At 66.9% G+C, this 13850-nt stretch carries 13 protein-coding genes and 1 tRNA gene; 7 read left to right on the top strand and 7 right to left on the bottom strand.

Features of this window, described 5'->3' with window-relative positions:
- Nucleotides 1-110 precede the first annotated feature (110 nt).
- Together metW and metX are read right to left on the bottom strand one after the other, a co-directional pair.
- On the bottom strand, nt 111-740 hold the full coding sequence (gene metW / locus ACWGRX_RS05900; RefSeq protein WP_452116774.1) for a methionine biosynthesis protein MetW: 630 nt from the start codon (nt 738-740) through the stop codon (nt 111-113).
- Complete coding sequence (gene metX, locus ACWGRX_RS05895) at nt 737-1918, bottom strand: homoserine O-acetyltransferase MetX (protein ID WP_452116773.1); 1182 nt, start codon at nt 1916-1918, stop codon at nt 737-739. The genes metW and metX overlap by 4 nt, the downstream gene beginning before the upstream one ends.
- A 268-nt stretch (nt 1919-2186) precedes the next feature.
- Here metX and ACWGRX_RS05890 point away from each other — a divergent pair, with 268 nt between their 5' ends.
- The 3 genes from ACWGRX_RS05890 (at nt 2187) to ACWGRX_RS05880 (ending at nt 5239) form a co-directional block, all read left to right on the top strand.
- The gene (locus ACWGRX_RS05890; RefSeq protein ID WP_291635299.1) at nt 2187-3023 is read left to right on the top strand and encodes a chorismate mutase; all 837 of its coding nucleotides are present in this window, start codon (nt 2187-2189) and stop codon (nt 3021-3023) included.
- A 168-nt stretch (nt 3024-3191) separates the two neighbouring features.
- On the top strand, nt 3192-4298 hold the full coding sequence (locus ACWGRX_RS05885) for a pyridoxal phosphate-dependent aminotransferase (RefSeq protein ID WP_452116772.1): 1107 nt from the start codon (nt 3192-3194) through the stop codon (nt 4296-4298).
- Nucleotides 4295-5239, top strand: a complete 945-nt coding sequence (locus ACWGRX_RS05880) for a prephenate/arogenate dehydrogenase family protein (protein WP_452116771.1) — start codon at nt 4295-4297, stop codon at nt 5237-5239. Before ACWGRX_RS05885 ends, ACWGRX_RS05880 begins: the two co-directional genes overlap by 4 nt.
- A gap of 21 nt (nt 5240-5260) precedes the next feature.
- On the opposite strand, the gene ACWGRX_RS05875 is transcribed toward ACWGRX_RS05880, so the two are convergent.
- Nucleotides 5261-5848 carry a hypothetical protein gene (locus ACWGRX_RS05875; protein ID WP_452116770.1) on the bottom strand — a complete coding sequence of 196 codons (588 nt, stop codon included), beginning with the start codon at nt 5846-5848 and terminating at the stop codon, nt 5261-5263.
- A 153-nt stretch (nt 5849-6001) separates the two neighbouring features.
- On the opposite strand from ACWGRX_RS05875, the gene ACWGRX_RS05870 reads away from it, so the two are divergent.
- From ACWGRX_RS05870 to ACWGRX_RS05860, 3 genes are all read left to right on the top strand, one after another.
- Nucleotides 6002-6077: transfer RNA gene (locus ACWGRX_RS05870), tRNA-Thr, on the top strand.
- 174 nt (nt 6078-6251) lie between these two features.
- The gene (locus ACWGRX_RS05865) at nt 6252-6497 is read left to right on the top strand and encodes a DUF1059 domain-containing protein (protein WP_452116769.1); all 246 of its coding nucleotides are present in this window, start codon (nt 6252-6254) and stop codon (nt 6495-6497) included.
- A gap of 229 nt (nt 6498-6726) precedes the next feature.
- Nucleotides 6727-7251: a hypothetical protein gene (locus ACWGRX_RS05860; protein ID WP_452116768.1), complete on the top strand. Its 525-nt coding sequence runs from the start codon at nt 6727-6729 to the stop codon at nt 7249-7251.
- 154 nt (nt 7252-7405) lie between these two features.
- Here ACWGRX_RS05860 and ACWGRX_RS05855 read toward each other — a convergent pair whose 3' ends face one another.
- The 4 genes from ACWGRX_RS05855 to ACWGRX_RS05840 all read right to left on the bottom strand — a co-directional run bounded on the left by ACWGRX_RS05855 (nt 7406) and on the right by ACWGRX_RS05840 (nt 13084).
- The gene (locus ACWGRX_RS05855; RefSeq protein ID WP_452116767.1) at nt 7406-7963 is read right to left on the bottom strand and encodes a LysE family translocator; all 558 of its coding nucleotides are present in this window, start codon (nt 7961-7963) and stop codon (nt 7406-7408) included.
- A 140-nt stretch (nt 7964-8103) separates the two neighbouring features.
- Nucleotides 8104-11253, bottom strand: a complete 3150-nt coding sequence (locus tag ACWGRX_RS05850) for a multidrug efflux RND transporter permease subunit (protein WP_452116766.1) — start codon at nt 11251-11253, stop codon at nt 8104-8106.
- Between the two features lie 5 nt (nt 11254-11258).
- Nucleotides 11259-12449, bottom strand: coding sequence for an efflux RND transporter periplasmic adaptor subunit (locus ACWGRX_RS05845; RefSeq protein WP_452116765.1), 1191 nt, complete (start codon nt 12447-12449; stop codon nt 11259-11261).
- 68 nt (nt 12450-12517) lie between these two features.
- Nucleotides 12518-13084, bottom strand: a complete 567-nt coding sequence (locus tag ACWGRX_RS05840) for a TetR/AcrR family transcriptional regulator (RefSeq protein ID WP_452116764.1) — start codon at nt 13082-13084, stop codon at nt 12518-12520.
- A gap of 202 nt (nt 13085-13286) precedes the next feature.
- Between ACWGRX_RS05840 and ACWGRX_RS05835 the strand changes: the two genes are divergently transcribed.
- Entirely contained in the window at nt 13287-13676 is a 390-nt protein-coding gene (locus tag ACWGRX_RS05835) for a hypothetical protein (protein ID WP_452116763.1), read from the top strand.
- The last annotated feature ends 174 nt before the right edge of the window (nt 13677-13850 follow it).

Genomic DNA, 13850 nt, shown 5'->3' with positions numbered 1-13850 from the left:
ATTCTCAGGTGGAGCGAAGCGGAAACTCGAGAATCTCCCGCGAGAGAGCGCTATCGGAACCTTCTTCGGCCTGCGATCCTCGGGGCAGGCCCGAGCATGACGCGCGGGCGCTATCCCCGCTTCAGCAGGAACACCGCCTGCGCGCCAAAGAGGTTCCAGAACCACCAGGGCGCGCTGACGCCGACCTTCCCGCCGGCGACGTCGAGCGCGACCGCCCGTTCCTTGACCGCGCCGATCGTGTCGCAGAGCACGACGAAGTCGCGGATCGTGCAGAAATGGATGTTCGGCGTGTCCCACCAGGAATAGGGCAGGGCCTCGGTCACCGGCATGCGGCCGAGGAAGAAGACCTGGCTGCGCATGCGCCAATGCCCGAAATTCGGGAAGGAGACGATGGCCCGCCGGCCGATGCGCAGCATCTGCTCCAGCACCAGCCGCGGATTGCGCGTCGCCTGGATGGTCTGCGAGAGAATGACGTAGTCGAAGGAATCGTCGGGATAGTCGGCAAGATCGGTGTCGGCGTCGCCTTGGATCACCGAGAGCCCGCGCGCCACGCAGCCGGCGACGCCTTCGCGCGACAATTCGATGCCGCGGGCGTCGACGCCGCGCGTCTCGGCGAGCAGTGCCAGCAATTCGCCGTCGCCGCAGCCGACATCGAGCACGCGCGAGCCGGGCGTCACCATCTCGGCGACGAGGCGCAGGTCGATGCGGTTGGTGTGATTGTCCGCCGCCGACATGCTCATAGCCCCCGCGCCCGTGCCGCCGCGCCGATGAAGCCGCGCGTCGTCGCGAACAGGTTCGGCTCCTCCAGCAGGAAGGCGTCGTGGCCCTTGTCGCTTTCGAGCTCGACGAAGGAGACCGAGGCGCCGGCCGCGTTCAGCGCATGCACGATGGCGCGCGAATCGCTGGTCGGGAACAGCCAGTCGGAGGTGAAGGACGCGACGCAGAAGCGTGTCTTCGTGCCGGCGAAAGCCTTGGCGAGCACGCCGTCATGGTCGGCGGCGAGGTCGAAATAGTCCATCGCCCGCGTCACGTAGAGATAGGAATTGGCGTCGAAGCGTTCGACGAAGCTGACGCCTTGATGGCGGAGGTAACTTTCAACCTGAAAATCGGCGTCGAAGGTGAAGGTCGGCGCGCTGCGCTCCTGCAGCCGGCGGCCGAATTTGCGGTGCAGTGCCGGCTCCGAGAGATAGGTGATGTGGGCGCCCATTCGCGCCACCGACAGTCCCTTGGCCGGGCGCGTATTCTCGTCGAGATAGCGCCCACCGCGCCAGTCGGGATCGGCCATCACCGCCTGGCGTCCGACCTCGTGGAAGGCGATGTTCTGGGCCGAATGCTTGGCTGCGGTCGCAAGCGGCACGGCCGAGAACACCCGCTGCGGGTAGCTCGCCGCCCATTGCAGCACCTGCATGCCGCCCATCGAGCCGCCGACGACGCTGAACAGGCTGTCGATGCCGAGCGAGTCGAGGAGATGCGCCTGTGCCCGCACCATGTCGCGGATCGTCACCATCGGGAAGGACAGGCCCCAGGGCTTGCCGGTTTCCGGATTGGTCGAGGCGGGGCCGGTGGTGCCCATGCAGCCGCCGAGCACATTGGCGCAGATCACGAAGAAGCGGTCGGTATCGACCGGCTTGCCGGGGCCGACCATCGCTGTCCACCAGCCGCCCTTGCCGGTGATCGGGTTGCGGCTGGCGACATGCTGGTCGCCGGTCAGCGCATGGCAGATCAGGACGGCATTGGAGCGGTCCGCATTCAGCTGCCCATAGGTCTGATAGGCGATCTGCCAATGCTCGAGCGCTGCGCCGGAATCGAGCTGGAGCGCCCGTTCGGGACCAAATTGCATGAGCAGGCTGGAAGGCCGGTTGGCTTCGGTCAGCGCATCGGCCAGAGCCTGGTCTTCCTGGATCGTCCGGTTTGGCATTCCGATTTGTCTTGTCGTCCGGCCTGTTCGAAATAGCGGACCTAACCGATGGCGTGCCGCTCGTGCCCTGTCAACGCGCGGATGCGCGCTGACGGCTTTGCCAAGGCGGACCGGCGCAGATATGAGACCAGTGAAACCTCAGCCCTCATCCTGAGGAGCGGATATTGGTCCGCGTCTCGAAGGCGGTTCCAGCGCGTTCTGGAGCATCCTTCGCGGCTCCTCGGGACGAGGGCTGGAGGCCGTTCCTTCTGGAGGTTGGTCGAACCCCATGGCCGAAGCCGCTCCGACGACCCTTGCCGATCTGCGCAGCGAGATCGATCGCATCGACGCTGCCATGCACGGCCTCCTGATGGAGCGCTCCTCCATCATCGAGACGCTGATCGCGATCAAGAAGACGCAGGTGTCCGGCTCCGCCTTCCGCCCCGGCCGCGAGGCCGACATGATGAAGCGCCTGGCGCTGCGCCATCAGGGACTGCTGCCGCTCGACACGGTCGAGAGCATCTGGCGCATCATCATCGCGACCTTCACCTTTGTGCAGGCGAATTACTCGGTCCATGCCGACATCTCCGGCGGCGACGCGCCGATGCGCGACAGCGCCCGCTTCCATTTCGGCTTCACCGTGCCTTACGTCCCGCATGAGGACGCCCGCGCCGTGATCCGGGCGGTGGCCGAATCGGCCGGCGATCTCGGCATCTTCCGCATGGATCTCGGCGCCAGCGCCGGCGTCTGGTGGCGCGATCTGATCGGCGAGGACAAGCCGAAGATCATCGCCCGCCTGCCCTTCATCGAGCGTCCGGACCATCCGGCGGGGACGCCGGTCTACTGCATAGCCAAGCCCCTGGCGGATGCCGCCATGCGCGAGATCGTGCTCTACGCCGCCCGCGTCGAGCGCTGGTCGGAGGCGCTGCGCACCGGCCTCGCCCAGCATCTCGCCGAGGTCTCGGCCAGCGCCGCCGACGGCTCGCATCTGGCGCTGCTCGTGGCGGCGTCCGGTGAGACCCCGGTCGGGGCGATCCGTGCCGCGCTCGAGCCGGCCGGTCTCAAGGAGCTTGCCGAGATCGGCAGCCATGCCGCCCGCTTCGCCTTCAAGTCCACGCGCTCCTGAAATGAACCCTCATCGCTGAACCCTCTTCGTCATCCCGGTCAAGCCGCATAGCGGCGCCGATCCGGGATCCATGCCTGAAGCGTCTCTGCATGGATCCCGGGTCTCCCTCCGGTCGCCCGGGATGACTTCGGTGGTTCGAACAAACGCCTGAAACCGAAAGCCCGCGCCATGACCACGCCCTCCCGTCCCGTTCCGCGTCCCGGCGTCCTCGACATCGAGGCCTATGTCCCCGGCAAGTCGTCCGCCCCGGCCGGCGTCAAGCTGCACAAGCTCTCCTCCAACGAGACCCCGCTCGGCCCGAGCCCGAAGGCGGTCGCCGCCTATGGCGCGCTCGCCGGCAAGCTCGAATTCTATCCCGACGGTTCGGCGACTAAGCTGCGCGAGGCGATCGCCGGCCGCTACGGGCTCGATCCGAACCGCCTCGTCTGCGGCACGGGATCGGACGAGCTGCTGCAGCTGATCACCAAGGTCTATCTCGGCGAGGGTGACGAGGGCGTCTTCACCGAGCACGGCTTCCTCGTCTACAAGATCGCCATCCTCGCCGCGGGCGGCAAGCCGGTCGTCGTGCCCGAGAAGGATCTGAGGACCGATGTCGATGCGATCCTGAAGGCGGTGACGCCGAAGACCAAGATCGTCTTCCTCGCCAACCCCAACAACCCGACCGGCACCTATCTGCCCTTCGACGAGGTCAAGCGCCTGCATGCGGGCCTGCCGCCGCATGTGCTGCTGGTGCTCGATGCTGCCTATTCCGAATATGTCCGCCGCAACGACTATGCCTCCGGCCTCGAACTCGTCGCCGAGAGCGAGAACGTCGTGATGACGCGCACCTTCTCGAAGATCTACGGCCTCGCCAATCTGCGCCTCGGCTGGCTCTACGGGCCGGCCGATGTCATCGATGCGCTCAACCGCACCCGCGGCCCGTTCAACGTCAACGGCGCCGCGATCGAGGCTGGCGTCGCGGCTATCGCCGACGAGGCGCATCTTGCTGCCGCGATCGCGCATAACGACAAATGGCTGGCCTGGGTCACGGCCGAGCTGGAGAAGCTCGGCCTCTCCGTCACGCCCTCGGTCGGCAATTTCATCCTGATCCATTTCCCGAAGCTCGCCGGCAAGACCGCCAAGGAGGCCGATGCCTTCCTGTCCGAACGCGGCCTGATCCTGCGCTCGGTTGCCTCCTATGGCCTGCCCGACGCGCTGCGCATGACGATCGGTAGCGAGGAGGCCAACCGCCTCGTCGTGGCGGCGCTCGCCGACTTCCTGGGCAGGGCCGCGTGAGCGCGCCCGAGAGCTTCGCGCCGCGCCGCGACGAGCCGCTCTTCGGGCGGCTCGCCATCATCGGCATCGGCCTGATCGGTTCCTCGATCGCGCATGCGGCAAAGGAGCTCAATCTCGCCCGCCACATCGTGCTGAGCGATCGTGACGCCGATGTGCGCCGGCGGGCCCGCGAGCTCGATCTCGGCCACGAGGTCGCCGAAACCGCCGTCGAGGCGGCGCGTGAGGCCGATCATGTCGTGCTCTGCGTGCCGGTCGGCGCCTGCGGCGCGGTGGCGGCGCAGATCGCCGGCGTGCTGAAGCCCGGCGCGATCCTGTCCGATGTCGGCTCCGTCAAGCATGCCGTCGTCGAGGCGGTCAGCCCTCATCTGCCCGAGGGCGTGCATTTCGTCCCGGCCCATCCGGTCGCCGGTACCGAGAATTCCGGCCCCGATGCCGGTTTCCCCAGCCTCTTCCTCAACCGCTGGTGCATCCTGACGCCGCCGCCCGGCACCGATGAAGGGGCGATCGCCCGCACCCGCCAGTTCTGGGAGGGCATGGCGGCGATCGTCGAGGTGATGGGCTCGCAGCATCACGACCTCGTCCTCGCCATCACCAGCCATCTGCCGCACCTGATCGCCTACAATATCGTCGGCACCGCCGAGGATCTGGCGGCGGTGACGCAGTCGGAGGTGATCAAGTTCTCGGCCGGCGGCTTCCGCGACTTCACCCGCATCGCGGCGTCGGACCCGACGATGTGGCGCGACGTCTTTCTCGCCAACAAGGAGGCGGTGCTGGAGATGCTCGGCCGCTTCAACGAGGACCTCGCGCTGCTCACCCGCGCCATCCGCTATGGCGACGGCGAGACGCTGCACAAGCACTTCACCCGCACGAGGGCAATCCGCCGCGGCATCGTCGCGCTCGGTCAGGAGAAGGCCGAGACGGAGAAGCTCAAAAAGGGCTGAGGATGCCCCGGGAAGGGGAGGTCAGAGCCGCTGGCGCAGACCGTTGTGCAGGCCCGGACGCCTGCCATAGTTCGGATCGGCCTGATCGTAGATCGTCGCCACCTGCTCATACATCGCCTGGAAGCTGTCGTCGAAAGTAACGTCCATGCCCGGCTTGCGGACGATTTTGCGCGTGAGCTGGGTGGCGTTGCCGTTCGGCTTGAACAGCGGCTTGCCGTAATGGTGCAGCACATAGATGTTCGAGGTCAGCGCGCAGACGGTTTCCTCCTGATAGGGCGAGATGCCCTGGACATAATCCATGTCGAGGATGGCGTGCAGGCACTCATGGATGATGGCGCCGCGGTGCCGCTGGGAGATGGCGGTCGATTTCAGCATGGATGAATGCAGGATCATGCTGTCCTTGCGCGGGTTGTAGGCTGCGTCGGCCTGGGACGAAGCCAGATAGGCATCGTCTATCTCGAAGCCGATCTCCTGCCTTCGGATGGCCGCCTTCAGCCGCGTGAAGCGCTCGGCGTAGACATCATAGCCCTCGATCCGAAAGCGGATGTTCGGAACCGCTGCGCTCGACAGGACGATCGAAACCAAGGCCCGCAACGTTGCTTCGGACATGACAGGCTCCCGGGGCTGGGCGGGCGTCTCCACGCGGCTATGGCAGCAAAGAGCTTACTCCGTTTCGCTTGCTCTGCTCAGTGCCGTTTTAGGCGGGAAGGCTTCACCCGCAGCTTGCCAAGAACCGGGTGGGCTGGTACAGCCCCGTCCGTCGCCGCAATAGCTCAGCTGGTAGAGCACCTCATTCGTAATGAGGGGGTCGGGGGTTCGAATCCCTCTTGCGGCACCATTCGCCGTCTCAGGCTGTTGATCACCTCCGTTCCACCTGTGGCTGAGCCGGCAGTTTTTGTCGGAAACCGGGGCTCCGCTGCCCTGGCGCGGCGACGACGCGCCTTTTCCCAAGCTCCCCCGGATGAGCTATATTGCGAGTGGGCAGTTTCCATCGCCAGGAGGCGGCGGAGAAATGCTCGGCCTTCCGGAAGGGGAGGACGCCATGGGACGCAAGTTCATAGATTGCCGTGCATTCCCGAGCGAGATGAAGTGCTCGATCGCGATCAGCGCCGACACGGAGAACGAGCTGTTGGAGGCCGCTGTCCAGCACGCCATTGCCGTGCATGGCCACAAGGACAGCCCCGAACTCAGAGGCCAGCTCAGGGGCGTCATCAAGGACGGCATGCCGCCTGCGGCGGCGCCGGGGCGCGCTGCCTGAGGTCCGGAGACCCTGCGAGCTTCCGTCCTTCGGGCTTGCAAGCATGACGCTGTGTAACGCGTCGCCGCCACCACCGGGCGAGAGCGTCTCGTCGCGCTGAGCTCTTGGCCCGAGGCCGTGGGCGCCGCCCAGCGTTTCCCCATGAAAGGCCGTGCGACGCGCTTGTGGTTGCCAGTGCGGGCGCGCCGCCGAATACTGCACCTCCCGGACAAGCATGGAGGCGCAAGCGATGACGCTGTCGATCAAGACCGAGAATTCCCTGCTCAAGCAGGACGAGATCGCCTTCGTCGCCGGGACGCATTACCCGGCCATCGTCGAGGCCGACGACAAGGCGCTCGCCGAGATGCGCAAGCGCATCCGCGACCTCCAGGAGAAGGAGCGGACCTTCGTCCGGCAGATGCGCCGCAGCATTCGCGGCAAGGCCGATGCGCGCGGCGGGAGCTTTCCGGGGGAGGTCGAGCGTCCGTCCCGCCGCAAGCAGGTCTGGGCCCAGGCCGCCAAGCGGCTCAACCGGGAGACGGCGCGTCGCCGGGCGATCGCAGCCCATGAGGAGATGAAGGATGCCGCCCGCCGGGCGCTCGCGCTCAAGGCCGGCAGCAAGGCCAAGGCTCAGCCGGTCGACCGCTCCGCCGACGGCGGCATGATCGCGATCGAGAGCCGCAAGCGCCGCTTCAGCGTCAACCGGGCCAAGGTCGGCAGCGTCTCGCAGGCCGGAAAGCGTGCCCAGGCCAGGCGGGACGCGAAGGGCGCCTAGATCGCCGCGCGTCCGTTCGGACGCGGTCACGGTGATCTATCTCAGTGTTATCGCATCGGAGTTTTCCGAAAACTGGAATCCACTTTTCGGTCCGATGCGATAGGCGCCATCAGGGTAGGACGGCGCCGGCTTTCGGCCGACCCCGTTCAGCTCCTCACTGGGCTGCGCTGACGGCGGCCGCGACGGCGAAGCCGCAGACGATCATCGCCGCCATCCGGTAGGAGTGCCGGCGCAGGCGTGCTGGCAGGCTCGCGCCGAGAACGGTCCAGCCGAGCCCGGCCAGGGCCGACAGCGCGACAAAGCTCAGCAGGCCGAGCGCCGGTACGTCCGGCAGCAGGGACGGGATTGAGATCGTCCCGACCAGCATCGCCTTCGGGTTCAGCAGGGTGGTGACCAGCACCCGCGCAAAGGCGCCGGAGCGTGCCGGGATCTCAGGGACGACGGGAAGAGACCAGAGCTTGCGGGCTGAAACCAGAAGCCAGATGGCGGCTATCGCCTTCATTGCCGGCAAGGCCTGCGGCGCGTCCCTGAGCAGGTTCGCGACCGAGAGGAAGAAGCCGATGGCGAGCGTATAGCCCAGCGCCTCAGCCAAAGGCAGCGCCCTGGCACCGCGCAGGCCCATCGCCGCCCCGGAGGCGGCGAGGATCGTGTTGGTCGGCCCCGGCGTCAGCAGGATCGCCGCGGAAGTCAGCAGGAAGGTTGTGATCTGCAAGGGCGGCCTCGGGATAGCGGTCGCAATCTGCTACCCCGCGGCCGCAACCGGTACTTTGACTTGCCGCAAGGCGGCTTGGCTTTCCCAGCGGAAGCTGCGGGAGCCCAGTCGTCGCGACGGGACGGCTGGGCCCGGACGGCTCAATCCTCTGCCGCCACCGCGACCTGCGCCGCCTTCGGCTCCGGCCCCGGCTTGGGCTCCTTGGGCACGAACAGCTTCATGATGAAGACGAAGAAGGCCGGCACGAAGAAGATCGCGAGCACCGTCGCCGAGATCATGCCGCCGAGCACGCCGGTGCCGATCGCGTTCTGGCTCGCGGCGCTGGCGCCCGTCGCGATGGCGAGCGGCACCACGCCGAGCGTGAAGGCGAGCGAGGTCATCAGGATCGGCCGGAAGCGCAGATGCGCCGCCTCGATCGTCGCTTCCATCAGCGGCTTGCCCTCGGCATGCAGGTCCTTGGCGAACTCGATGATCAGGATCGCGTTCTTGGCGGAGAGCCCGATGATCGCGATCAGCCCGACGAGGAAGTAGACGTCGTTGGGCATGCCGCGCAACGTCACCGCCGCGACCGAGCCGATCACGCCGAGCGGCACCACCATCATCACCGAGAGCGGGATCGACCAGCTCTCATAGAGCGCCGCCAGCAGCAGGAAGACCAGCAGGATGCTGAGTCCGATCAGCAACGGCGCCTGCGAGCCCGACTGGATCTCCTGCAGCGACTGTCCGGTCCATTCATAGCCGAAGCCCGGCGGCAGTTCGCGCGCCAGCCTTTCCATCTCGGCGATGGCCGCACCCGACGAATAGCCTGGCGCGGCCTGGCCGGCGATGCGCACCGCGGGATAGCCGTTATAGCCGACGACCTGCGAAGGGCCCTTCGACCATTCGATGCTGGCGAAGGAGGAGAACGGCACCATGCCGCCATGGGCATTGCGGACGTTCAGGCGCAAAAGGTCGGCGGTCTGCATGCGCTGGCCTTCATCGGCCTGGACCGTGACCCGCTGCATGCGCCCGGCATTCGGGAAGTCGTTGACATAGGACGAGCCGAGATTGGCCGAGATCGTGGCATTGATGTCGGCGAAGGCGACGCCGAAGGTGTTCGCCTTCTCGCGGTCGATGATCAGGTTGACCTGGGCGGCATCGGCGAGCCCCTCGACGCGAAGGCCGACGAGAACCGGGCTCTGCGCCGCCGCGGCGAGCAGTTGCGCGCGCGCCGCCGAAAGCGCCTCCTGGCCGAGGCCGGCACGGTCCTGCAGGCGGAAGGTGAAGCCGCTCGAATTGCCCAGCCCCTGGATCGGCGGCGGCGACAGTGCGAATGTCTGCGCATCCTTGATCTGGAACATCTTGCCGTTCATCCGGGCCGAGATGGCGGTAGCGGAATCGCTGGGGCCGCGCTCGCTCCAGTCCTTCAGCGTGATGAAGGCGAGCGCCGCATTCTCGCCGGCGCCGGCGAAGCTGTAGCCGGAGATGCCAACCATGCGCGAGACGGCGGGCTCGGCAAGCGCGATCTTCTCGATCTGCTTGAGCACGTCGAGCGTCCGGTTGGCACTCGCCTCCGGCGGGGCCTGCACGTCGACGATCAGATAGCCCTGGTCCTCGTTCGGCAGGAAGGCGGAGGGCAGCCGCATGAACGACCAGCCGAGCCCGGCGAGCAGGGCGAGGTAGATCAGCATGTAGCGGCCGGTGCGGCGCGTGATCCCCGAGACGATGCCGCTATAGCCATGCGACATCCGGTCGAAATTGCGGTTGAACCAGCCGAAGAAGCCCTTCTTCTCCTCGTGATGGCCCTTTGTGATCGGCTTCAGGAAGGTGGCGCAGAGCGCCGGGGTCAGGGTCAGCGCCAGGAAGCCCGAGAACAGGATCGAGACGACCATGGTCAGGCTGAACTGCTGGTAGATGATGCCGACCGCGCCGGGGAAGAAGGCCATCGGCACGAACACCGCCGTCAGCACCAGGGTGATGCCGATGATCGCGCCGGTGATCTGCGTCATCGCCTTGCGGGTCGCCTCCTTCGGCGAAAGCCCTTCCTCGGCCATGATGCGCTCGACATTCTCGACCACGACGATGGCGTCGTCGACCAGGATGCCGATCGCCAGCACCATCGCGAACATGGTCAGCACGTTGATCGAGAAGCCGGCGGCGAACATGATCGCACAGGTGCCGAGCAGCGCGACGGGCACGACCAGCGTCGGGATCACCGTGTAGCGGAAGTTCTGCAGGAACAGGAACATCACCACGAAGACCAGCGCCATGGCCTCGAGCAAGGTGTGAACCACCTTCTCGATCGAGACCTCGACGAAGGGCGAGGTGTCGTAGGGGATGTCGTATTTCAGGCCGGCCGGGAAGAAGCGCGCGAGTTCCTCCATCTTGGCCTGTACCGCCTGCGAGGTCGCGAGCGCATTGCCCGTCGGCGAGAGCTGCACGCCGATCGCGGCGCTCGGCTGGCCGTTCAGGCGCGTCGAGAAGTTGTAGGATTCGCCGCCGACCTCGATCCGGGCGACGTCGCGCAGCCGGACCGACGAGCCGTCGAGATTGGCGCGCAGCACGATCGAGCCGAACTGCTCGGGCGAGGTCAGCTGCCCCTTGACCAGCACGGTGGCGGAAAGCTGCTGGTTGATCGGGTTCGGCTGGGCGCCGATGCGGCCCGCCGCGACCTGGGCGTTTTGAGCCCGCACGGCGGCGATGACGTCGGCCGAGGTCAGCTTGAGCCCGAGCATCTTCTCCGAATCCATCCAGATCCGCATCGAGCGCTGGGTCGCGAAGAGCGTGGCGCTGCCGACGCCGGGAATGCGCCGAATCTCGCCGAGCACGTTGCGATTGAGATAGTCGCCGAGGCCGATCGCGTCGACCTTGCCGTCGGCGGAGGTCAGCGTCACCAGCATCAGGAAGCCGGTGCCGGCCTGCTCGACGCGCATGCCCTGCTGCACCACGGTCTGCGGTAGGCGCGGCTCGACCCGGCTGATCCGGTTCTGCACCTCGACCTGCGCCTCGCCGATCTTGGTCCCTGGCGCGAAGGTGACGGTCAGGTTGATCCGGCCGTTCGCCTCCGAGGTCGACTCGAAATAGAGCAGGCCCGGGACGCCGTTGAGCTCCTCCTCGATCGGCCGCGTGACGCTCTGGTAGATGTCCTCGGGCGAGGCGCCGGGATAGTTGGTGCTGATCGTGATCTGCGGAGGCGCGACATTCGGATACTGCGCGATCGGCAGCATCGGAATCGTGATGACGCCGGCGAGCATGATGAAGATCGCGACGACCCAGGCGAAGATCGGGCGGTCGATGAAGAAGCTCGGCATCGCGTTCAGCCCTGCTTTTCGGTGGCGGCGGCAGGGTCGGCGGCGGCCGGCTTCCACGGCATGCCGGTGAACTTGGCGCCGGGGCGGATCTTCTGGAAGCCTTCGACCACGACCTGATCGCCGGGCTTCAGCCCGTCCTCGATCACCTGGCGGTTGTCGAGCGTGCGCCCCGTTCTGACCGGAAGAAGCTCCAGCGTGCCGTCGGCCTTCAGGACATAGAGCTGCGCCTGGCCGCTGCCATCTCGCTGGATCGCCTGCAGCGGCACGGCGATGGCGTTGCTCTGCGCGCCCTGCTCGATGACGACGCGGACATACATGCCAGGCAGCAGATCGCCTTCAGGGTTGGGGAACTGGCCGCGTAGTGTCACCTGTCCGGTGGTGATATCCACCGTGGCCTCGGAGAACAGCAACTGGCCGCGATGCTTGTAGGTGGCGCCATTGTCGAACAGCAGCTGGACATTGGCGGCACCCGGATTGGGCCCGGTCAGCGCGCCGAGCTTGAGCGCTTGCCGCAGGGCGAGCAATTCACCGGCCGACTGGGTGAAGTCGGCATAAACCGGGTCGAGCTGCTGGATCGTCGCCAGGATATCGGCGGCGCCGGTGCCGACGAGGGCGCCTTCGGTGATCAGGGCACGCCCGATCCGGCCGCTGATCGGCGCCCGGACTTCCGAGTATTCAAGGTCGAGCTGCGCTGCGTCGAGACCGGCGCGGGCCGCGGCGACGTCGGCATCGGCCTGGGCCAGCTGCGCGACCGCCGTCTCCTGCTGCTGGGTGCTGGCGACTTTGCGTTCGAGCAGCTCGACGATCCGGTCCGAGTGCTGGCGGGCCTGAAGCTGGCTCGCCTCGGCCCGCTTCAGCGCCGCTTCGGCGCTGGCGACCCGCACACGGAACGGCGCCGGGTCGATCCGGTAGAGCACGTCGCCCTGCTTGACCATGCTGCCCTGCTGGAAGACGCGCTCGACGACGATGCCGGAGACGCGCGGGCGCACTTCGGCGATGCGCGTCGGCGCGATCCGGCCCGGCAGGTTGTTGGTCACCGGCAAGGTCTGCCGCTCGGCCGTGATGACGCCGATGGCGACCGGCGGACGCTGTGCCGCGGCGCCCTGGGCGGGCTTCTTTTCTTCGGAGCAGGCGGCAGTCAGCAGCAGCACGCCGAGCAGGAGGCCGCGGCCAAGATGCGAGATCGGGAGGGTCATGCGGGGATCCGGATGGGGGTACAAATGGAGAAGGACGGAGGTCTGGTCTGCTGCGGCCGATCCGCTGGCTAGGCCGCCGGTAAGGCCGGGGACTGGTCGACCAGCCAGCCGAGGTCCGCGACGATGCGCTCGCGCTCGTCCGCCGACCAGCTATGCAGCTCGAACCATTCCATCATCATCAGCCCCTGGGCGGCGAGGAAAGCGAGCATCGCGCCGCGCGGATGGGTGGACTGGCTGGCGATCTCGGCGATTTGGTCGCGGTTGATCGCCTGGATCGGCTCGCGCAACTCGGCATCCTGGGCCAGTGCGGCGCACAGGTTGAACGCCACGGCGCGTTCCAGGCCGGAGCGATGCCGGGCAGCGGAGGCGATCCGGCCGCGGATCAGCGCATCCGGCTCGCCTGCGAGCGCATCGACGAATGTCTGGATATAGGCGGTCTCGACGGCGACACGCCGCTCGATGACGGCCCGGATCAGGGCGCGCTTGGTCTTGTAGTCATAGAGCACGCTCGCCTTGCTGATCCCGGCTTCGGCCGCGACGGCTTCAAGCGTCAGGCGCGCTGCGCCGTCCCGGCTCACAACCTTTTCGGCTGCGTCGAGGACGGCTTCCCGATCGATGGTGCGATGGCGGCCCATGGCTCACTTTGATAATAACCGACCGGTTGGATATAAATTAGCTTTGCGCTATGTCAACCCGTGCAGCCCGGCGATGGGCCATCGTCTCCGATGGCCGAAAGCCAGGCCATGCGGCGAAATGCGAGCGGCAAGGAGCGGAATCCTGCGGTCAGGTTGCTTTCACGATGCTAAGAACGACATCCGCCTCGTCGAGGAAGCAGGGGTGCTGAGTGTCAGTCAGCACGGCCGCTCCTATCTCGCTTTGCGCTGGAAGCTGACCGAGGAGGTTGTGGCCGTGGTCCACACGGCGGTCCGCTTCGGCCTGACCAAGCTCTGGCAGGAAGGGCATCCAAGGGGGCGGCACAGCTCTCATATCAGCTTTTCGCGGACCCATGAGCCCGCTTCATGGGTGTTCGCCCTCGGCCTGGAGGCTTGTCCGCCGCGCTTGCAGAGGATCACCTTCAACAAGCGCTACCTGCCGATCTTCGAGGCCAGCCGGCTGGAATGGGCCTGCCAGAAGGGCGGCAGCCATATTTTTATCCCGCCGGGCAGCCTTGCCGAGGCGCTCGCCCTGCTCCGCGAGGGCCTGAAGCGTCCGGTGGTTCCAGGCTAGGGGGCCGCGTCCGGCGCGGCAGCTGCGACCCGGGGCGCAGTAGGGAAGGGCTCGAGACGGGGAGGCGTGCGGGCCGGCTGGTCGCTCGCATCCTGCGTCATGCCCGTTGCCTGTCACGGCTCTGCTATCGGCGCTGCCGGGGCTGCACGGTCCAAGACAAAGGCGCATGCGCAG

This window comes from Allobosea sp. NPDC055594 (assembly GCF_053618995.1).
The sequence above is the reverse complement of the archived record's forward strand: the minus strand, read 5'-3'. Positions and strand labels throughout refer to the sequence as shown.

Bases quoted from the DNA above. Each gene is read 5' to 3' on its own strand.
- metW (WP_452116774.1), bottom strand. From the start codon at position 740: ATGAGCATGTCGGCGGCGGACAATCACACCAACCGCATCGACCTGCGC.
- metX (WP_452116773.1), bottom strand. From the start codon at position 1,918: ATGCCAAACCGGACGATCCAGGAAGACCAGGCTCTGGCCGATGCGCTG.
- ACWGRX_RS05890 (WP_291635299.1), top strand. From the start codon at position 2,187: ATGGCCGAAGCCGCTCCGACGACCCTTGCCGATCTGCGCAGCGAGATC.
- ACWGRX_RS05885 (WP_452116772.1), top strand. From the start codon at position 3,192: ATGACCACGCCCTCCCGTCCCGTTCCGCGTCCCGGCGTCCTCGACATC.
- ACWGRX_RS05875 (WP_452116770.1), bottom strand. From the start codon at position 5,848: ATGTCCGAAGCAACGTTGCGGGCCTTGGTTTCGATCGTCCTGTCGAGC.
- ACWGRX_RS05865 (WP_452116769.1), top strand. From the start codon at position 6,252: ATGCTCGGCCTTCCGGAAGGGGAGGACGCCATGGGACGCAAGTTCATA.
- ACWGRX_RS05860 (WP_452116768.1), top strand. From the start codon at position 6,727: ATGACGCTGTCGATCAAGACCGAGAATTCCCTGCTCAAGCAGGACGAG.
- ACWGRX_RS05850 (WP_452116766.1), bottom strand. From the start codon at position 11,253: ATGCCGAGCTTCTTCATCGACCGCCCGATCTTCGCCTGGGTCGTCGCG.
- ACWGRX_RS05845 (WP_452116765.1), bottom strand. From the start codon at position 12,449: ATGACCCTCCCGATCTCGCATCTTGGCCGCGGCCTCCTGCTCGGCGTG.
- ACWGRX_RS05840 (WP_452116764.1), bottom strand. From the start codon at position 13,084: ATGGGCCGCCATCGCACCATCGATCGGGAAGCCGTCCTCGACGCAGCC.